Below are 20,718 nucleotides of genomic sequence, written 5' to 3'. Positions count from 1 at the left end.
TGCGCATGACGCAGCCCGCCACGCTCCCGCCGGAGGGTCTCCCCGGCCTCGACCCTCGGTGGAGCCGCACCGTCGACGTGGCAGGCGTCGGTGCCGACGCGGGCGTGCGACGCGGGTGGCACTGCCTCGACACCGCAGCGGTGCTCGAGGAGCTCGGCGCCCCCATCGTCGGCACGATCCTCGCCGTGCACGGCAACCCCACGTGGTCGTACCTGTGGCGCGACCTCGCGCGCGCGACGGTGCAGGCAGCCGCCGCGGGCGCGGATGCGTGGCGCGTCGTCGCCGTCGACCAGCTCGACATGGGCTGGTCGGAGCGCACGGGATCGTCCGGGGGTGCGGCCCTGCACCGGCCGCTCGCGCAGCGCGTCGCCGACCTCGCCGCGTTCACCGACGCGATCGGACTGGGCGGCCCCGTCGTCACGATCGGCCACGACTGGGGCGGCGTCGTCTCGATGGGCTGGGCCGTCGACCACCCCGAGTCGCTCGTGGGTCTCGCGCTGCTGAACACCGCGATCCATCATCCCGATGGCGTGCCCATCCCGGCGCCATTGCGTCTCGCGGGCGCACGCGGCATGCTCGCCGCCTCGACGGTGCGCACGACGGCGTTCCTCGACACGACCCTCGCGCTCGCCTCCCCCTCGCTCGAGGCCGGCGTGCGCGCGGCCTACCGTGCGCCGTACGCGTCGACTGCCCGCCGTGGCGGCATCAGCGGCTTCGTCGCCGACATCCCCGTCGACGCGCGCCACGAGAGCCACGCCGAGCTCGCGCGCATCGCTGCCGGCGTCGCGCGGATCGGCGTGCCCGCGCTCATGCTGTGGGGGCCGCGCGATCCGATCTTCTCCGACCGCTACCTCGACGACCTCGTCGACCGGCTGCCGCACGCCGACGTGCACCGCTTCGAGGGTGCGGGGCACCTGATCGCCGAGGACCGGCCGTACGCCGACGCCGTGACGACGTGGCTGGGCGATCGGCTGCCGCGCGGCGCTGCGGCTGCCGTCGACGCGGAACCTGCCGTGACCGACGCCGCTGCGCCGTTCGTGCCCATCTGGCATGGGCTCGGCGCGCGTGCAGGCGACGACGACGTCGCCGTGATCGACATGGCCGTGCGCGGCGGGCAGCCGCCTCGCGAGGTCACGTGGCGGCAGCTCGACGATCGCGTGCGCAGCATCGCGGCAGGGCTGTCGCGCATCGGCGTGCACCGCGGCGACCGCGTGTCGCTGCTGGTGCCGCCGGGCCCCACCCTCACCGCGGTGCTGTACGCGTGCCTGCGCATCGGCGCGGTCGTCGTCGTCGCGGATGCGGGGCTCGGGGTTCGTGGGCTGACACGCGCCGTGCGCGGCGCATGGCCCGACGTCGTCATCGGCGAGGTGCCGGGGCTCACGGCGGCGCGAGCGCTCGGCTGGCCGGGCCTGCGCATCTCCGCACGGCGCCTGCCTGCCGTAGCCGCCGCGGCGCTCGACGTGTCGCACAGCCTCGGCGAGATCGCCGCGCTCGGCGCAGACGCACCGCTGCCCGCCGAGCCCGGTGCCGACGACGAGGCCGCCATCCTCTTCACCTCCGGCTCCACGGGGCCCGCGAAGGGCGTCGTGTACCGGCACGGACAGCTGTCGGCGCTGCGCGACGTGCTCGCCGACCACTTCGCCATCACGGCCGACACGGGCCTCGTGACGGGCTTCGCGCCGTTCGCGCTCCTGGGCCCCGCGCTCGGCACGCGCTCGGCGACGCCCGACATGGACGTCTCGTCGCCGCGCACCCTCACGGCACGTACCGTCGCGGCCGCCGTGCGCGCATCGTCGGGGCGCATCGTGTTCCTCTCCCCCGCCGCGATCCTCAATGTCGTGGCCACCGCGAATGCGCTGACGGCCTCCGATCGAGAGGTGCTCGCGGGGGTGCAGACGTTCCTGTCGACCGGCGCGCCCGTGGCGCCCTCGCTCCTCGCGTCTGCGCAGGCGCTCATGCCGAACGCGACGCCCCACACCCCGTACGGCATGACCGAGTGCCTGCTCGTGACCGACGTGACGCTCGAGGGCATCCGCGCCGTCTCGGATGCTGCGGATGCGGGCGTGTGCGTCGGTGCGCCCCTCGGCGCGAACCGCGTGCTCGTGTCGGCGCTCGACGCCTCGGGGCTGCCCTCTGGCGCCCCCTCCGCGGAGCCGGGCGTGCTCGGCGAGATCGTCGTCTCCGCGCCGCACCTCAAGCAGCGCTACGACCGGCTCGCGCTCACCGACCGGGTTGCGGGGCTCTCCTCTCCGCTCCTTGAGGAGGGAGCGCAGCGACCGTCTCGAAAGGGGCCGACCCCCCGCTGGCACCGCACCGGCGACGTCGGTCACCTCGACGCCTCCGGCCGCCTCTGGATCGAGGGCCGCCTGCCGCACGTGCTCGTGACGAGCGACGGCCCCCTCGCGCCCGTCGGCGCCGAGCAGGACGTCGAGCGCGTCGAGGGCGTGCGCCGCGCCGCGGTCGTGGGCGTCGGGCCGAAGGGGCTGCAGCAGGCGGTCGCGGTCGTCGAGACGACGGCGGGCGCCTCCCGTGCAGGCCTCGCCGACGCATCGCTCTCGGATGCCGTGCGTGCGTCGAGCCGCGTGCCGCTCGTGGCGGTGCTCCAGGTGCCGTCGCTGCCGACCGACATCCGCCACAACTCGAAGATCGACCGCACGGCGCTGTCGGCGTGGGCCGATCGCCTGCTGGCGGGCGAGCGAGTGGGCGCACCGTGATCGTGCTCGTGACGGGCGCGTCGGGGTTCCTCGGCCGCGCGGTCGCCGCCGAGCTCGTCGCAGACGGGCACACGGTGCGCACGCTGCAGCGCCGCCCCTCCGGCGTCGAGGGCGCCGTGGACGTGCTGGGCTCGATCGCAGATGCGCCTGCGGTCGCGGACGCGGTCGATGGCGTCGACGGCGTCGTGCACCTGGCTGCGAAGGTGTCGCTCGCGGGCGATCCGGCCGAGTTCCGCGCCGTGAACATCGAGGGCACGCGGTCGCTGCTCGACGCCGCCGCGGCCGCTGGCGTGACGCGGTTCGTGCAGGTGTCGTCGCCGTCGGTCGCCCACGCGGGGTCGGCCCTCATCGGCGTCGGGGCCGAGCCCGCCTCCCCCGAGCACGCCCGCGGCGACTACGCCCGCACGAAGGCCGAGGCCGAGCTGCTCGCCCTCTCGCGTGACTCGGCGGCGATGCCGGTCGTCGCGATCCGCCCGCACCTCGTGTGGGGTCCGGGCGATGCGCAGCTCACCGAGCGCATCGTCGACCGCGCGCGCCGCGGCAGGCTGCCGCTGCTGAACGGCGGCACCGCGCTCGTCGACTCGACGTACGTCGACAACGCCGCCTCCGGCATCGTGGCAGCGCTGCGCCGCGCCGAGCATGCCCGTGGCCGCGCGTTCGTGCTGACGAACGGCGAGCCGCGTCCGGTGGGTGACCTCATGGCGGGCATCTGCCTCGCGGCGGGCGTGCGGGTGCCGCGGCGCTCGATCCCGGCCGGGCTGGGCCGCGCCGCGGGCTCGCTCGTCGAGCGCGTGTGGGCCGTGCGCCCGGGCGCCGACGAGCCGCCGATGACGCGCTTCCTCGCCGAGCAGCTCTCGACGGCGCACTGGTTCGACCAGCGCCCCATCCGCGCCGCGCTCGACTGGTCACCGACGGTGACGCTCGACGAGGGGCTGGCGAGGCTCGAGGCGGCGTACGCGCGCTGAGCCGCGTCAGTCGTGGGCGAGCGATGCGCGCAGCGTGCACCATCCGAGGGGCGGCCGCTGGCCCTCGGTGAGGGCCGAGCGCAGACCTCGCTCCTCCAGCACCTGCAGTGCGGCGTGGAGATCGTCGGTGGCGGCGCGGCGCGCGTGCGGGTCGAGCCGGTCGCGCCAGGCAGTCGCCTCCCGCTCCACGGCGCCCTCGAGTGCATGGACCCTGCGCCACCATGCTCGACGCGCGTCGACGGCACGATCGTGCTCGGCCCAGCGGCGCTTGTCGAGCACGTGATGACGAAGGTCGATGAAGATCCGCACCGTCCTCGGGATCCAGCGCGGCGCGAACGTCATCGGCGGCCTCGGCCCCGGGGAGGGCACCTCCGCAGCGCGGAGCGCGGCCTTCGCCTCGCGGGCGCGATCCGCGATCGCGAGCAGGTCGGCCGCCGCGTCGGGGTGCCCGGTCAGCGCCGCCGCATCGAGCACGGCGAGCTGCGAGAACAGCTCGACCGGCGCCTCCATGGACTCGGCGACCGCGGCCGCGCTCACGCGCGTGCTCGCATCGTGGTCGGGCTCGACCGCAGACGACGCGTCGTCTCCTGCAACATCGTCTCGGGCGAGACCGCTGCGACCGCCACGTGCGCTCCCTCGACGACTGCGCAGGCTCGTGCCGGCGACTGCGAGCACCGTAGCCGCGCTCCCTGGGCGCATCCTCGACGCCTCGACGAAGAGAGAGGCCCCATCCGAGTGGAAGTCGGAATGAGGCCTCTCGCCGTCGGGCTGACAGGATTTGAACCTGCGACCCCTTGACCCCCAGTCAAGTGCGCTACCAAGCTGCGCCACAGCCCGTGGCTCACCCGGTCTCGCGACCGGGCCTTGGAGAGTCTAGCCGCTTCCAGACGGCCCCGTGGACACGTTTGGGCTGTCAGGCCGCGAATCGCTCGCGCAGCCGTGCCAGCAGGCCCGGCCATGCGGCCGCGAAGCCGGGATGCAGGTCGAGCGCATCCATCTCGGCGACGGGCACCCAGCGCAGCGCATCCGACTCCGCGTCGCCGATCACCGGCTCGAAGCGGCGCGTCGCACGGGCGACGACCGTCGTGTACGACCAGACGTCGAGGTCGAGCACGTGCTCGAACAGCACCTCGAGCGAGTCGCTCGGCACCGACGCCTCCTCGGCGGCCTCACGCAGCGCACCGTCGAGCGCCGGCTCGCCGAAGTGGCGCGCACCGCCCGGCAGCCCCCACGTGCCGCCGTGGTGCCCCCACGCGGCGCGCAGCTGCAGCAGCACCGCATCCTCTGCCGGCAGCCACACGAGCAGACCCGCGGCGCCCGCGAGGCCCCAGAAGCGACGGCCGTCGGGCAGCTCGACCCACGCATCCGCAGGATCGCGGTTCGCCGGATCACGCAGGTGCGAGGGCGGCAGCGGTCGGTCGGGCATCCCCCGACGCTACCGCTCCCGCGTCACGCGCGGCCGGTCTGCTCCGCACCTTGACGATTGGCGACGACACGCGCGCAGGGGCCGCCAATCCCCTCCCCACGCCACCAATCCCGGGCGGGGATCACCACTCAGCGACGGGAGTCGCCAATCGCGACCTCAGCGCGCCGTCGCACTCCGCACGAACGCCGCGAGGTCCGCCGCCTGCTGCACGCGAGAGGGCTCGTGCACGTACATCATGTGGCCGGCCTCGTAGTAGCGGCGCTCGACGTTCGCGCGCAGGGTCTCGGGGATCTGCAGGTGCGCGAGGTCGTCCTCGGCGCAGCCGAACGGCGTCGCACCGTCGTAGTAGCCGAACGCCACGTGCACCTTCAGGTGCGGGTTCTGGCGCATCGCCCGCGACAGGCGGTCGATGACCGACACCGACGAGTTCTCGAACTCCTTGTACGACCACTCCTGGATGACGCCCGGCCCGAACACGTGGAACGGCGATGCATCCTGCACGCCCAGCTCGGCCCGCAGGTAGTGCTGGTACGTCGCCGAGTACGGGCCGAGGATCGCATCGATCGATGGATCCGCATCCTGCTGCTCCGCGATGCCAGACACGGCGGAGCCGGTGAACCGCGAGTCGATGCGGCCCACCGTGAGGCCCTCGTCGCGGCGCAGCTCGCCGAAGAACCGCCAGTGCTCGAGGCGCAGGTCGGCACGCGACACGTAGTCCTCCGACACGCCCGTGAGCCGCGCGAGCGTCGACACCGCCTCCGCTCGCTCCGACGCCGTCAGCCGCGACCCGCGCGCGAGCACGTACGGGTAGTCGCGTGCGGCGTACGCCTCAGCCTCCGCCACGACCTCCTGCAGCGTGCGCCCGGGGTGCTTGCCGTGGAAGTGCGCCGTCGCCGCGTAGAACGACAGGAAGCGCGGATACGCGGCATCCGACCCGGGCTTGAAGTCGTGCACGGCGAAGTTCAGCACCGCCGAGATGAGCATGAGGCCGTTGAGGTACATGCCGGAGCCCTGCAGGTGCTCCGCGAGCGCCGACGCCCGCGTCGTGCCGTACGACTCGCCGGCGAGCAGCTTCGGCGAGAGCCATCGCCCCTCGGCCGTCACCCACTGGCGGATGATCTCGCCCACCGACTCGACGTCGGCGGTGAAGCCGTGGAAGTCCTTGGCCTTGCCGCCGTCGACGACCCGCGAGTGCCCCGTCGACACGGGGTCGATGAGCACGAGGTCGGACTCGTGCAGCAACGTCTCGACGTTGTCGGCGATCGCATACGGCGGCGCGTGCAGGTCGCCGGCGTCGCCCATGACGACGCGACGCGGGCCGAGCACGCCCATGTGCAGCCACACGCTCGCCGAGCCCGGACCGCCGTTGAACGCGAACGTCACCGGCCGCGTCAGCGGGTCGGCGCCGTCGAGCGTGTACGACGTCACACCCACCTGCGCCTTCGCGACGCGGCCCTTGCGCACGCCATCGTCGACCTCGTCGGCGTAGAGCACGACACGGCCGGCCTTCGCCGTGTACGCGAGGTCGCCCTGCGGCGTCGACAGCGTGTGCTGCGTCGTCACCAGCTCGTCGACGACCGTCGGCGCGGCAGGAGGCGAGGCCTCGGAGGCGGGGGTGGATGCTGCGGGCTGCGTGGTCTCGGCGTCGTCGCTCATCCCTTCCGACCCTACTCGCAGCACCGCCGCCTAGCCTGGACCGCATGCGCACGCTCCCCCGCCTCGCCGCCATCGCCGCCGCCGCGCTCGTGGCAGGGCTCGGGCTCACCGCGTGCATCCAGATGCCGACGCCGCCGTCGCCGCAGGCGAGCGAGCCCGCCGACGGCGACCCCGGCGACCAGGGCGGCCCCGCGCCCACGATCGGCGCCGACGGTGCCGTGAGCGACGAGCTCGCCGAGCAGCTGTACCTCACGTACGTGTGCCCGCGGAACGCGCGCATCGCCGACTTCAACGCCGCGCTCGACGCCGCCGACGTCGACGAGACGGTCAGGCTCGCCCGCGAGACGCTCGACATCGTGCAGAACGCGCATGCCGCGTTCTCGAACCCCGACCTCGTGTGGCCCGAGCCGCTCGCGGGGCCCGTCGACCAGCTGCTCGCAGGGCTGGAGCTCGAGCAGCAGCCGTTGCAGGTCGCGATCGACGCCGACTCCGAGGCCGACCTGCTGGCCGTCGACTTCACGGCGTCGACCGACGCCTTCGGCACGTCGGGCGCCGCCTACCGCGCAGCGCTGGGCATGGATCCCGAGCCGTCGGTCGCCTGCGGCTACTGAGGCGAGCCCGACGGCGCCGCCGTCGGATGCGTGGCCGCGAGGTCGGCGATCGACCATCGGCGGATGGGCTGCGGTGCAGACGCCGCCACCATGCGCCACGCGCCAGCAGCCGAGGCGTCGCCAGCAGCCGAGACGTCGTCAGCGGCGGCAGCGAGCGACGTGACCCACATGCCGGCGACATCGCGCACCCCCCTCGACACCACGGGTCGCCACGCGCCCGGATCGAGCAGCCCCGCCCCCGACGGCCACCCGCCCGGCGTCTCCACGCCCGACACCCGCAGCCGAGCCGGCGCGCCGCGCAGGCCGAGCCCGACGGCCTTCAGCACCGCCTCCTTCTCCGCCCACGCACGGATGCGCGCCGAGACGCCCTCGGCGCCGGTGGGCATGTCCGCCCGCTCGTCGGGGTGGAGGGCGTAGGCGTCGAAGCCCTGCCACAGCTCGTCGCGCACCACCTCGACGTCGACGCCGACGCGGGCGCCTGCGTCGCCGACCGCCACGAGCACGTGCGCACCCGACGTCGACGACGACGCCGACAGGCCCTCGACGCGTGGCTGCCCGTGCGGGGCGCCGCACTGCGAGCACGTGCGATCCACGCGCACGTGCGACGCCTCGACGATCGGCCGGCCGAGCCTGGCCGCCAGGAGCAGCCGCAGCGCGACGCGACCTGCGAGCGTGCGCCGCGAGTCCTCCGCGCGCAGCCGCCCGGATGCCGCGACCCAGTCGCCCTCGTCGACGAGCGCCCGCGCACCCGGAGCCGACCCGGGCACCGCGTGCCCCAGCCGGTCGGCGAGCGCATGCACGTCGTCGACGGTCGCGACCAGGACGTCGATCACCGCTTGCTGATCCTGCGGTACTGGCCGACGGCGATCGGCGCGAAGATCGCGATGATCGCGATGCAGCACAGGAACGCGTACAGCAGCGCGTTGTCGGCCGGCCAGCCGCCCGCGGTCGCGAAGCCGTCGGGCGCGTCGTTGCCGAAGCCCTGCCGCACGGCGGTCGCGACGGCCGTCACAGGATTCCACTCGGCGATGACGCGCAGCGGACCTGGCAGCATGTCGGCCGACACGAACGCACCCGAGATGAAGCAGACGGGGAACAGCCACAGCAGGCCGAGGCTCTGCGCGACCTCCACGCTGCGCGCCGTCATCGCGATGAACGCGCCGATCCACGAGATCGCGAACGCGTACAGCAGCAGCAGCAGGAAGACCACGACGATCTGCAGCACGTTCGACTCGAGCCGCCACCCGATCGCGAAGCCGCACGCGACGATGACGAGGATCGAGATGACGCTCGTGACGAGGTCCGACGTGGTGCGGCCGAGGATGACGCCCACCCGCGACATCGGCAGCGCGCGGAAGCGATCGATGAGGCCCGTCTGCAGGTCCTTCGCGAGGTACACGGCTGTGAACGACGAGTTGAACGTGAGCGTCTGGGCGAGGATGCCGCCGATGAGGAACTGCCGGTAGTCGTCGCCCCCGAGCGCGCCGCCGAAGACGAACGCGAGGATGAGCACGAAGATGATGGGCTGCGCGACGCCCGTGACGAGCGCGCCGGGCGTGCGCCGCACGCCGGTGATGTTGCGGCGGGCGACGATGCCGCCGTCGCGCACCGCGGAGACGATGGAGCTCATGCGGGCACCTCCTCCTTCGTTTCGGCGAGCGTCTGCTCGGCGTCGCCCTGCGCGGCGGGGCTGCCCGTGAGGCGCAGGAACACCTCGTCGAGCGTCGGCTGCCGCAGCGCGGCCTCCGCCACCTCGATGCCTGCGCGCTCGAGCGCCTCGAGCGCGTGGCGCAGGGAGGCGGATCCGCCAGGGGCGGCGGCCGTGAGGGCTCGCGCACGCTCGTCGACGGCAGCGTCGGGCAGCGTCGCACGCACGGCCGCGAGTGCGGCGTGCACGTCGGCGCCGTCGAGCAGCGCGACGTCGATGCGCGTGCCGCCCGCCTGCGCCTTGAGGTCCGTGGCCGTGCCCTCCGCGATGATGCGGCCGGCGTCGATGACCGCGATGGAGTCGGCGAGCTGGTCGGCCTCCTCGAGGTACTGGGTCGTGAGCAGCACGGTCGTGCCGTCGGAGGCGAGCGAGGCGATCGCATCCCACGTGTCGCGGCGTCCGCGGGGGTCGAGGCCCGTCGTGGGCTCGTCGAGGATGACGACGGGCGGGCGCGCGACGATGGCGCCCGCGAGGTCGAGGCGGCGGCGCATGCCACCGGAGTACTGGCCCGCGCGACGCGTGTCGCCGACGTCGTCGAGTCGGAAGTCGCGCAGCAGCTCGCGGGCGCGCGTCTTCGCGTCGCGCCTGCGCATGCCGTAGAGCTCGCCGACCATCGTGAGGTTCTCGAAGCCCGTGAGCTTCTCGTCGACGGCGGCGTACTGGCCAGAGACGCCCAGGCGCCTGCGCACCTCGTGCCCGGCGGTGAGGGCGGAGTGCCCTGCGACGATCGCCTCGCCCGCGTCGGGGTCGAGCAGCGTCGTCAGCACGCGCACCGTCGTGGTCTTGCCGGCGCCGTTCGGACCGAGCAGGCCCTGCACCGTGCCCTCCGGCACCTCGAGGTCGACGCCCGCGAGAGCCTGATGGTCTCCGAACCGCTTCGTGATGCCCTGGATCGAGATCACGAGGCGGCGCGGCCCTGCGCGCGGTCGACGACGGGCGCGATGTCGGTCCAGTGCTCGGTGACGTATGCGAGGGCGTCGGCCTTCGAGGCCGGACCGAACACGGCCACCCAGCCCTTGGGCACGTCGGCGAACTCGGGCCACAGGCTGTGCTGGTTCGCCTCGTTCACCAGCACCCGGAAGGTGCCGTCCTGGTCGTCGAAGGGGTTCGTCATCTGCTGCCTCGATTCACGTCGGTGTCGTTCTGTCCTCGACACGAGGTCGTTCGGAACGCCGCGAAGGATGGTTCGAAGACGAGGCGTCCTCACCCTCGCGGGCGTGTCGCATCCACGACTGCCGGGGGCCCGGAGGTCACGATCGCTGCAGCAGTCCGTCGAGCACCGGCCCCACGTCGTCGAGCGCACGGTCCGAGAGCATGTCCTGGTGTCGAACCCCGGCCGTGCTCGAGGTGATCTCACCCGTCGCGAACGGCTGCCACGCCTCCGGCTCCGGTCGACTGGCGGGCACCTGCTCGGTCGCGGCGAACACGTGCATCGCGCCGTCGAACGTCGGCACGGGTGCTGCGTCGAGCAGCTCGCCGAGCCGCAGGAACCGGCGCACCATGCGATCGACGGCCTCGGCGGGCACGTCGGCGAGCGGGCTGCCGGCCTCGTCGAGCAACGCGAGCACGCGGTGCACGTCGAGCTCGCCCTCGCCGGGCGCGACGCCGTTCGCGTCGAGGAAGCCCCGCCACATGTCGTCCGGATGCGCGACGCCCTCGAGCGCGGATCCCGCGGTCGGGTACGCGTCGAGCACCGCGAGCATCGCGACCTCGTCGCCCTCCGCCTGCAGGCGTGCGGCGATGTGGTGCGCGAGCCTGCCGCCGAACGAGAAGCCCGCCAGGTGGTAGGGCCCGTGCGGCTGCTCGGCGCGGATCGCCGCGACGTACGCATCCAGCAGCTCGTCGAACGAGGCGGCGGTGGGCGGCTCCTCCTCGTCGGGTGCGATGCCGGGCATCTGCACGCCGAGGATGGGGCGGGTGGTCTGCAGTCGCGACACGAACGTCGTGAACTTCCACGCGACGCCGCTGGCGGGGTGGACGGCGAAGAGCGGCTCGCCGTCTCCCTCGCGCCGCAGCGGCAGGATGGTGCGCAGGCTCTCGGCGACGTCCGCGCCGCCGGAGGCGACGAGCGCGGCGAGACCTGCGACGGTCGGCGCCTGGAACAACGCCTGCACGGGCAGGCTCGCCTCGAGCGCGGCGTTGACGGCCTGGATCGTCGGCTGGGCGACGAAGGAGTGCCCTCCCAGCGCGAAGAACGAGTCGTCGGCGCGCACGTCGTCGACGCCGAGCGTCTCGGCGAACGCCGCAGCGACCGCGACCTCCGCAGCACCCTCGGGAGCGCGTCCGTCGCCGCCGCCCGTACGCAGCTCGGGCAGCGCTCGCGCGTCGACCTTGCCGTTGGGCGTGAGCGGCACGGCCGCGATGGCGGCGACGCCTGCCGGCACCATGTAGTCGGGCACGCGGCCGCGCAGGCGATCGGGCATCGCGGCGACGAGCGCGTCGGCGTCGACGCCGTCGTCGACGACGACCCAGGCACCGAGCGCGGTGCCGCGCGTCGTGTCGATCGCGCGCACGACGGCCTGCGCGACGCCGTCGACGCCGCGCAGCAGCGCCTCGACCTCGCCGGGCTCGACGCGGTGACCGCGGATCTTCACCTGGCCGTCGGAGCGTCCGAGCGAGACGACGCTCGCGCGCTCCCCCGGCTCGGCGTCGCGCACGACGACGAGGTCGCCCGTGCGGTACATGCGGCTGCCGTCGGCGGCGAAGGGGTCGGCGACGAACCGGTCGGCGGTCGTGCCGGCCTGGCCCGCGTAGCCGTGCGCGAGCTGCGCACCCGCGAGCCAGAGCTCGCCGACGCTGCCGACGGGCGCCGGTCGCAGTCGAGCGTCGAGCACGTAGCCGAGCGTGTCGACCGTGGGCGCGCCGAGCTCCGGCGAGGCGGCGTCCGCGACGCGCGCGACCATGGAGTCCACGCCCACCTCGGTGGGGCCGTAGAGGTTCCACGCGTCGACCGCGGGCCGCTCGCGCAGCCACGTCCACAGCCCGGCGTCGAGCGCCTCGCCGCCGAGCAGCATGACGAACGGGTCGGAGGCGTCGCGGCGATCGAGCACGTCGGCGAGCCCCGTCTGCGCCGCGAGGGCTGCGACGTAGCTCGGGGTCGTCTCCCACGCGCCGATGCCGCGCTCGTCGAGCAGCGTCACGAGCGCCTGCGGGTCGCGGCGCGTCGCGTCGTCGACGACGTGCACCTCGTGGCCGGCGGCGAGCCAGACGACGGGGTCCATCGCGGCGTCGAAGCCGACGCCCGTCGTGTGCGCCAGACGGATGCGGCGCTCGGCGGCGTCCGGCAGCAGCGTGGAGCGGTGGCTGGCCAGCAGGCTCGCGAGCGCCCGGTGGGGCACCTGCACGGCCTTGGGCTCGCCCGTCGTGCCCGACGTGAAGATGAGGTATGCGGGCGCGTCGAGGCTCGTCGCACGCGGCTCGAGGCTCGCGTCGGAGTGCAGGGTGGCGATGTCGACGACATGCTCGGGAGCGATGTCGGCGTCGGCCGCGGCCGCGACGGCGAGGTCGACGCCGTCGACGTCGTCCGCGCCGGCGTGCACGACGAGCCGTGCACGTGCGGTGCGCAGCATCGTGGCGACGCGCGCACGCGGCAGCTCGGCGTCGACGGGCGCGACGACGGCGCCGGCACGCCACACGGCGAGCAGCGCGGCGAGCGTGTCGCTCGAGCGCGGCAGGCGCACGGCGACGACGTCGCCGGGTGCAACGCCGGCGTCGACGAGGCCCGCGGCGAGCGCCTCGATGCGGGTCGCGAGCGCAGCGCCGTCGAGCGCGGCGTCGGGCGCGACGATCGCGGGCTCGTGCGGCCTGGCGCTCAGGGACGCGGCGAGCGCATCGAGCAGCCCGACGCGATCGTCGTCGACCGCCGGCCATGCATCGAGCCGGTCGACGCGCGGCTCCACGACGGCGTCGCGCAGCGACTGCCCGGGCGCCTGCGCTGCCGAGTCGAGGAAGGCGATCCACCGCTCGACGAGGCCGTGCGCGGCGCGGTCGCTGAACATGGTCGCGTCGTGCTCGAGCACGCCCTCGACGGTGCCGTCGGGCTGCGGACGCAGCGTGAACGACAGGTCGACCTTGGCAGCGCCCGTCGAGTCGGGCGTCATGGGCGTCGTGGCGACGTTCGGCAGCTCGAGCGCGACGCCCGTGGGCTCCTCGACGGCGAGCATGGTCTGGAACAGCGGATGCCTGCCGAGCCGACGCTCCGGCGCCATGGCCTCGACGATGCGCTCGAACGGCACCGACTCGTGCTCGATCGCGTGCAGGGTCGCCGCGCGTGCGCGCTCGATCGCCTCGGCGAGGCTCGGCGCATCGTCGAGGTCGAGACGCAGCGGCAGCGTGTTCACGAAGAAGCCGACGAGCTCGGCGACGTCGGGGTCGGTGCGGCCCGCCGACGGCGAGCCGATCACGACGTCGTCGCCCGCGCCGATGCGGTGCAGGAAGCCTGCGAGGCCTGCGAGCCATGCGTGGAATCCGCTCGCCCGGCCCTGCGTCGCCGCAGCCTGCATCGCGGATGCGACGCTCGCGGGGATCGTGAAGCGCACCTGCCGGGCCGCGCGCGTCGCGGACTCGGCGCGCCTGCCGTCCGCGGGCAGCTCGAGCTCGTCGGGGATGCCGGCGAGCTGCTCGGTCCACGCTGCCAGCGAGGCGTCGTGCCTGCCGCCGTCTGCGTCCTGCAGCGCACGCTGCATGCGTGCGAAGTCGGCGTACTGCACCGCGAGCGGACGCTGCACCCTGGCGGTGCCGCCCGCGCGGGCCGCGTAGGCGGTGGCGACGTCGCGGGCGAGCGGCGCGAGCGAGGCGCCGTCGGTCGCGATGTGGTGGATGACGAGGTCGATGCGCCACCGCTGCTCGCCCATGCGCACGAGCGCTGCGCGCACCGGCAGGTCGACGGTGAGGTCGAAGCCGGCGGTCGTGTCGACGGGTGCGTCGCCGAGCACGCCGGGCACGGGCTCGTGAATGCGCTGCACCGGCTGGCCGTCGACCTCCGGGTAGGTCGTGCGCAGCACCTCGTGCCTCGCGACGAGGTCGTCGATCGCGGCGCTCGGCGCCGCGACGTCGAGGTCGCCCTCGAACGTCGCCTGCAGCACGACGTCGTACTCCGCCGAGTCAGGGTCGAGCCGGTTGAGGAACCACAGGCGCGCCTGGTTCGGCGAGAGCGGCAGCGGCTCGCCGTCGACGCGCGGGTGCTCCGCGACCCATGCGCGCAGGGCGGGCGTCGCGGAGGCGCGGGGCGCGTCGAGGTCGGCCGCCGTGCCGTCGCCGATGGCGTCCAGCAGCCCGGCGGGCGTCGGTGCGTCGAAGATCGTGCGCAGCGGCAGCGCCGCGCCGAGCTCGTCGCGGATGCGGCCCATGAGCGCGACGGCCAGCAGCGAGTGCCCGCCGAGCGCGAAGAAGTCGTCGTCGAGGCCGACGTCATGCACGCCGAGCACGTCGCCGACGATGCGGCACACGGCGCGCTCGCCGTCGGTCTCGGGCTCGCGGGAGCCGCCGCTCGCAGAGGGCTCTGGCAGGGCTGCGACGTCGACCTTGCCGTTCGGGGTGAGCGGCACGGCGTCGATGGCGGCGATCGCCGTGGGCACCATGTAGTCGGGAAGCTCGTCGGTGGCGGCCAGCCGTGCGGCGTCGACGTCGACGTCGCCGACGACCCACGCCACGAGGCGCGCCGAGTCGGGGCCGGCTGGTGCGACGACGCGCGCGACGGCGGCACGCACGCCTGCGACGCGCTCGAGCGTGCGCTCGACGTCGCCGATCTCGATGCGGTAGCCGCGCAGCTTCACCTGGTCGTCGTCGCGGCGCAGGAACTCGAGCTCGCCGGTGACGCGCCTGCGGACGACGTCGCCCGTGCGGTACATGCGCGTGCCGTCGCCGTGCGGGTCGGCGACGAACCGTGCCGCCGTCTCGCCTGCGCGGCCGCGGTAGCCGTGCGCGAGGGTCGCACCCGAGAGGTAGAGCTCGCCCTCGACGCCGTGCGGCACGGGCTGCAGACGGCCGTCGAGCACGCGAGCGGTGACGCCTGCGACGGGTGCGCCGATCGTGACGGTGCCGGGCTCGATGCGGGCCACGACGGCGTCGACGGTCGACTCGCTCGGTCCGTAGAGGTTCCAGCCGTCGATGGCGTCGGATGCCGCGAGCCGATCCCAGAGCGACTGCGGCACGGCCTCGCCTCCGACGGCGAGCGTCAGCGGCGTGCCGCGTCGCTCGATCGCGTCGACGAGGCCGACGGTCGCGAGCTGCTGCGCGTACGACGGCGTCGTCTCGAGCACGTCGACGTCGTGGTCGACGATCGCGCGCACGACGGCCTCCGCGTCGATGCGCGTCGCATCGTCGGCGACCTCGAGGGTCGTGCCTGCGGCGAGCCACAGGATCGGGTCCCATGCGGCGTCGAAGCCGAGCCCCGACAGGTGCAGCATGCGCGGCGTCCGCTCCAGCCGACGGCGCACGGGGCCGATCATGGCGTGCTCGTGCTGCGCGAGCACGGTCGCGAGCGCGGCGTGCGCCACCTGCACGCCCTTGGGGACGCCCGTGGTGCCGGAGGTGTAGACGAGGTAGGCGGGGTCGTCGGCCGACGGAGCGTCTGGCACGCGCGCGCCCTCCCCCGCGGCGTCGACGTCGGCGACCGCGACGATGCGCGGCGCTGCGCCGTCGATGGCGATGCCACCGAGGCGCTCCCGGTCCGCCGTCACGAGCACGCTCGCACGTGCCCCCTCGAGGATCCGGCCGATGCGGGCGTCGGGGTAGGCGACGTCGACGGGCACGGCGACGGCGCCGGCGCGCAGCGCGCCGAGCACGAGCACGACGGCGTCGGCGCTGCGCGGCAGCGCGATCGCCACGCGGTCGCCGAGCACCACGCCGAGCGCGGCGAGGCCGGCGGCGAGCCGGTCGATGCGGGCGCCGAGCTGCGCGAACGTCGCGGTGCCGGACGCGTCGACGAGCGCGGGTGCGCTCGGCTGCGCGTGGATGGTCTCGGCGAGGCGATCGAGCACGGTGCCGGAGACGTCGACCGCACGACCGGTCGCCTGCGCCTCGAGCGTGCGCAGCGTGTCGGCGTCGACGGCGGCGATGTCGGACAGTCGGCGGTGCGGCGCGTCGACGAACGCAGCGAGCACGCGGTCGAGGGCGTCGCGCATGCGCTCCGCCGTCGCCGCGTCGAACAGCGCACGGTCGTAGCCGAGCGTCACCAGCAGCGCGCCGTCGTCGCCTGCGGGGGTCGTGACGTCGACGAGCAGGTCGGCCTTCACACCTGCGCTCGTCATCTGCGTGGGCACGGTCACGGCGACGTCGCCGAGGTCGAGCGTGGCGGGCTCCGTCGACTGCAGCGTGAGGAGCACCTGGAACAGCGGGGGCCGGTCGGCGACGCGCGGCGGGCGCAGCGCGTCGACGACGGCGTCGAACGGCACGTCCTGGTGCGCGTAGGCGTCGGTGTTGCTCGCGCGCACGCGCTCGAGCAGCTCCTCGAGCGTCGGATCCCCTGCGAGCGACGTGCGCAGCACGACGGTGTTCACGAAGAATCCGACGAGGTCGTCGAGCTGCGCGTCGGACCGGCCCGCGACGGGCGTGCCCAGCACGACGTCGTCGCCCGCACCCTGCTGCTCCAGCATCGCGGCGACCGCGGCGTGCAGCACGATGAACAGGCTCGTGCGGTGCTCGGCCGCCAGCTCGCGCACGGCGGCGTGGCGTGCGGCGTCGAGCTCGAGCGTCAGCTCGCCGACGCCCTGCTGCTGCGGGTCGGCGGTGTCGGCGGCACCGCGGGCGCGGTCGCGCGGCAGCGCGATCTCGTCGGGTGCGCCAGCGAGGGCGTCGCGCCAGTGGGCGAGCTGGCGTGCGAGCTCGCTGCTGGGGTCGCTCGCGTCGCCCAGGTGCTCGCGCTGCCAGAGCGCGAAGTCGGCGTAGTCCACCGGCAGCGGCGTCCATGCGGGCTCCGCGCCCGCTGCGCGTGCGAGGTACGCGGCACCGAGGTCGCGTGCGAACGGTGCGAGCGACCAGCCGTCGGAGGCGATGTGGTGCATGGTCGCGACGAGCACGTGCCGGTCGTCGGCGATGCGCAGCAGCACGGCGCGCAGCGGCGTCTGCGTCGTGACGTCGAACGGTCGCAGCGCCTCCTGGCGCACGACGTCGTCGACGCGGTGCTCGGGCACGTCGATCGCGACGAACGGCGGCTCGGCGCCCGCACCCTCGAGGATGCGCTGCACGGGCTCGTCGCCGACGAGCGGCACCACGGTGCGCAGCGGCTCGTGGCGCGTCGCGACGTCGACGAACGCGGCGCGCAGCGCGGCCACGTCGAGCGGTCCGTCGAGCCGCAGCACGACGGGGATGTTGTACGCGGCGGAGTCCGGCTCGAGCCGGCCGAGGAACCACAGGCGTCGCTGCGCGAGCGAGACGGGCATGGGGTCGGGGCGCGTCGCGCGCGACAGTCGCGATGGGCGGTCGTCGACGGATGCGTCCCCTGCGCGGGCTGCGAGGGCTGCGACCGTGGGGTGCTCGAAGACGTCGCGCACCGCGATGGTGCGCTCGAGCCGCTCGCTGAGCCGCGATGCGAGCCGCGTCGCGAGCAGCGAGTGCCCGCCCGCGGCGAAGAAGTCCTCGTCGATGCCGACGGCGTCGACGCCCAGCACCTCCGCGAACGCCTCGGCGACGATGCGCTGCACCGCGGTGCGGGGCTGCTGCGCGGGATCGGCGCTCGATCGCTCCGGCGTCGGCAGCGCGCGACGATCGAGCTTGCCGTTCGGCGTCATGGGCAGGTCGTCGAGCGCCATGATCGTCGAGGGCACCATGTAGTCGGGCACGGAGGAGCGCATGCCCTCCTTGACGGCGGCGCCGAGGCCGTCGAGGTCCCCGTCGGCGGTGACGTAGCCGACGATGCGCGCGGTGGCGCCCTCGCCCGCGACGACGGCAGCCGCACGCGTCACGCGGTCCTGGCGGCGCATGGCGGCCTCGACCTCGTCGAGCTCGACGCGGTAGCCGCGGATCTTCACCTGGTCGTCGATGCGGCCGACGAATCGCAGCGACCCGTCGCGGCGGCGGCGCACGACGTCGCCGGTGCGGTACATGCGCGAGCCGTCGAGCGCGAACGGGTCGGCGACGAACCGCTCGGCGCTGAGGCCGGGCTGGCCGACGTAGCCGCGTGCGACGTTCGTGCCTGCGAGGTACAGCTCGCCGACGGCGCGGTCGGGCACGGGCGCGAGGCTCGCGTCGAGCACGTAGTGGCGGCTGTTGCGCACGGAGGCGCCGATGTGCGGCTGCTCCCCGGGACGGATGACGGCGACGAGGCTGTCGACGGTCGTCTCCGTGGGGCCGTAGAGGTTCACGGCGTGCACGTCGTCGCGTGCGGCGAGCGCATCCCAGAGCGCGGGGCCGACGGCCTCGCCGCCGAGCGCGATCTCGGTGGGGTGCCGGTCTGCGTCGAGCATGCCTGCGGCCAGCAGCGCCTCCGCGAACGACGGCGTCGTCTCGATCGCGTCGATGCGGTGACGGGCGAGGTGCGCGACGAGCCGCTCGGGATCGCGGCGCGCGTCGTCGTCGATCATGTGCAGCTCGTGGCCTGCGAAGAGCCACAGCAGCGGGTCCCATGCGGCGTCGAACGACAGGCCGGCGGTGTGGGCGACGCGCACCGGACGCCCGAGGCGCTCGGCCGCGGGGTCGAACATCTCGGCGCGGTGCTGCTGGAACAGGTTGCGCAGCGACAGGCGGTCGACGCCGACGCCCTTCGGCCGCCCCGTGCTGCCGGAGGTGAAGACGACGTAGGCGAGGTCGTCGCCGGTCGCGACGGGCAGCGTCGCCGCGTCGCTCGAGCGCCTGCGCCACGTGGCGGTGTCGGCGTCGACCGCGAGGGTGGGCACCGACCACGACGCGCCGGCGGCGCGGTCGCGCTCGAGCTGGCTCGTGCTCGTCAGCAGCACCACGGGGTCCGAGTCCTCGACCATCCCGACGACGCGGTCGATGGGGTACTCCGGATCGAGCGGCACGTAGGCGCCGCCCGCGCGCAGCACGGCGAGCACGAGCGTCGGCAGCAGCACGCTGCGCTCGATGCGCACGGCGACGCGGCTGCCTGGCACGACGCCCTGCGCCACGAGGTGGTGCGCGAGCCGCGCGGCGTCTGCGTCGAGCATCGCGAACGTCACCATGCCGTCGTCCGCGACGACCGCGGGGTCGTGCGGCCTGGCACGGGCGACGCGGGTGAACGCCTCGAGCACCGTCTCGGCCTCGAGCGCGACCCGCTCCCCCGCGCCGCGCTCGACGAGCGCGCGCGCCTCGTCCGCGTCGACGATGGATGCGTCGGCGACGACGAGCCCCTCCGGGTCGTCGAGCGCGGCGTCGACGAGCGCCAGCAGCCGCTCGGCGTGCTCGAGCAGGCTGTCCGCCGTGTGGAGGGCGGCGTCGCCCTCGAGCTGCAGCCGCGCCTCCGCGGCGTCGCTCTCGAGCCCGGAGAGCACGATCGACAGGTCGTGCACGGGCCCGGTCGACAGGATCTGCACCTCGCCGGTCGCGTCGCCGAAGCGCAGGGCGTCGATGACGGGCAGCAGGTTCACCGACGGTCCCGCGTGCGTGGGTGCGCCGTCGACGCGCTCGACGCGGAAGCGCTGGTGGCGCACGGCGCCGCGCACGACGTCGCCCGCGTGCGCGATCGTCTCGGCGACCGTCGCCGACGCCGAGACGTCGATGCGCAGCGGCAGGATGCTCGAGAGCATCGACGGGGTGGTCTTCGCGACGACGCCGCGGCGCGCCGTGACGGGCAGGCCGAGCGACACGCGCTCCTCCCCCGTCACCTTCGCCATGTAGAGCGCGGCGATGCCGACGATCGTCTTCGGCAGGTCGCGCCCGAGCGCCGCCAGGCGTGCCGTGCGGTCCCCGTCGAGCGCGACGGAGGCACGCACGACCTCGCGCGCGACGGATCCCGTCGTGCCCTCGAGCCCCTCGACGGCGACGTCGTCGGCGAGCGCCTCGCGCCAGTACGCGGCGTCGGCCTCCTGCTGCTCGGACGACTCGTACTCGGCGATGGTCTCGTGCAGCGCCGCGAGCGACGGCAGCGGCGAGGCGACGCGGGCGGCGAGCCGCGCGATGGGACCGGCAGTGAGGTCGAGCAGGCGCCCGCCCGGCGTGACCTTCGCGAGCCGCGTGTACACGCCCGCGAGGTAGCGCAGGGCGATGACGGCCGAGTAGCCGTCGAGCACGATGTGGTGCACGCGCTGGAAGAAGAGCGAACGGTCGCCTGCAAGGCGGAAGAGGATCGCGCCGAAGAGCTCGTCGCCCTCGAGGTCGCGCGGCGTCGCCATCTCGGCGTCCATCCGCTCGCGCGCCTGCGCGAACGCGGCATCCGCGCCCTGGTCGCGCAGGTCGACGACCTCGAGCATGTCGTCGGTGGGCCTCGGGCGCGCGACGATGCCGTACGGGCCGTCCTCGTCCTGCCGGAAGCGCATGCTGACGGCGTCGAGGTCGGCGACGACCTTCGTCATCGCGATGCGCATGAGCCGCGGCTCGATGGGGCCGCGCAGGTCGAGGAACTGCCCGATGGCGTAGCCGGGGTTGTCGGCGTCGAGCTGCTGCGCGTACCAGATGCCGCGCTGGGCGGCGGTGAGGGGGATGCGGTGGTCGGCGCCCGTGGGCTCGGGCTGCAGGTCGTCGTGCGTCGTGCTCGTCACGCGTG

At 74.4% G+C, this 20,718-nt stretch carries 11 protein-coding genes and 1 tRNA gene; 3 read left to right on the top strand and 9 right to left on the bottom strand.

Annotated features, from left to right (window positions below; genetic code table 11):
- Positions 1–5: 5 nt before the first annotated feature.
- Positions 6–2,714, top strand: coding sequence for an alpha/beta fold hydrolase (locus ACZ6H8_RS07965; protein WP_464146170.1), 2,709 nt, complete (start codon positions 6–8; stop codon positions 2,712–2,714).
- Positions 2,711–3,679: an NAD-dependent epimerase/dehydratase family protein gene (locus ACZ6H8_RS07960; protein ID WP_464146168.1), complete on the top strand. Its 969-nt coding sequence runs from the start codon at positions 2,711–2,713 to the stop codon at positions 3,677–3,679. The genes ACZ6H8_RS07965 and ACZ6H8_RS07960 overlap by 4 nt, the downstream gene beginning before the upstream one ends.
- Positions 3,680–3,685: 6 nt before the next feature.
- Here ACZ6H8_RS07960 and ACZ6H8_RS07955 read toward each other — a convergent pair whose 3' ends face one another.
- From ACZ6H8_RS07955 to ACZ6H8_RS07940, 4 genes are all read right to left on the bottom strand, one after another.
- On the bottom strand, positions 3,686–4,216 hold the full coding sequence (locus ACZ6H8_RS07955; RefSeq protein WP_464146166.1) for a hypothetical protein: 531 nt from the start codon (positions 4,214–4,216) through the stop codon (positions 3,686–3,688).
- A gap of 226 nt (positions 4,217–4,442) precedes the next feature.
- Positions 4,443–4,516: transfer RNA gene (locus tag ACZ6H8_RS07950), tRNA-Pro, on the bottom strand.
- 76 nt (positions 4,517–4,592) lie between these two features.
- Positions 4,593–5,105: an NUDIX domain-containing protein gene (locus ACZ6H8_RS07945; protein ID WP_464146164.1), complete on the bottom strand. Its 513-nt coding sequence runs from the start codon at positions 5,103–5,105 to the stop codon at positions 4,593–4,595.
- Positions 5,106–5,261: 156 nt separating this feature from the next.
- Complete coding sequence (locus tag ACZ6H8_RS07940; RefSeq protein ID WP_464146162.1) at positions 5,262–6,761, bottom strand: S10 family peptidase; 1,500 nt, start codon at positions 6,759–6,761, stop codon at positions 5,262–5,264.
- A gap of 44 nt (positions 6,762–6,805) precedes the next feature.
- On the opposite strand from ACZ6H8_RS07940, the gene ACZ6H8_RS07935 reads away from it, so the two are divergent.
- A complete protein-coding gene (locus ACZ6H8_RS07935) occupies positions 6,806–7,372 on the top strand; it encodes a hypothetical protein (RefSeq protein ID WP_464146160.1) in 567 nt (188 codons plus the stop codon).
- Here the strand turns inward: ACZ6H8_RS07935 and ACZ6H8_RS07930 are convergent.
- The 5 genes from ACZ6H8_RS07930 to ACZ6H8_RS07910 form a co-directional block, all read right to left on the bottom strand.
- Positions 7,366–8,205: a 4'-phosphopantetheinyl transferase family protein gene (locus ACZ6H8_RS07930; protein ID WP_464146158.1), complete on the bottom strand. Its 840-nt coding sequence runs from the start codon at positions 8,203–8,205 to the stop codon at positions 7,366–7,368. The two genes, ACZ6H8_RS07935 and ACZ6H8_RS07930, sit on opposite strands and share 7 nt — an antisense overlap.
- A complete protein-coding gene (locus ACZ6H8_RS07925; RefSeq protein WP_464146156.1) occupies positions 8,202–9,002 on the bottom strand; it encodes an ABC transporter permease in 801 nt (266 codons plus the stop codon). Before ACZ6H8_RS07925 ends, ACZ6H8_RS07930 begins: the two co-directional genes overlap by 4 nt.
- The gene (locus ACZ6H8_RS07920; protein WP_464146154.1) at positions 8,999–9,982 is read right to left on the bottom strand and encodes an ATP-binding cassette domain-containing protein; all 984 of its coding nucleotides are present in this window, start codon (positions 9,980–9,982) and stop codon (positions 8,999–9,001) included. Before ACZ6H8_RS07920 ends, ACZ6H8_RS07925 begins: the two co-directional genes overlap by 4 nt.
- A complete protein-coding gene (locus ACZ6H8_RS07915) occupies positions 9,979–10,194 on the bottom strand; it encodes an MbtH family protein (protein ID WP_464146152.1) in 216 nt (71 codons plus the stop codon). Before ACZ6H8_RS07915 ends, ACZ6H8_RS07920 begins: the two co-directional genes overlap by 4 nt.
- 136 nt (positions 10,195–10,330) lie before the next feature.
- Positions 10,331–20,713, bottom strand: a complete 10,383-nt coding sequence (locus ACZ6H8_RS07910; RefSeq protein WP_464146150.1) for a non-ribosomal peptide synthetase — start codon at positions 20,711–20,713, stop codon at positions 10,331–10,333.
- Positions 20,714–20,718 lie beyond the last annotated feature (5 nt).

Source organism: Agrococcus sp. AC640b (assembly GCF_979255995.1).
This window is presented reverse-complemented; position numbering and strand designations above follow the sequence as displayed.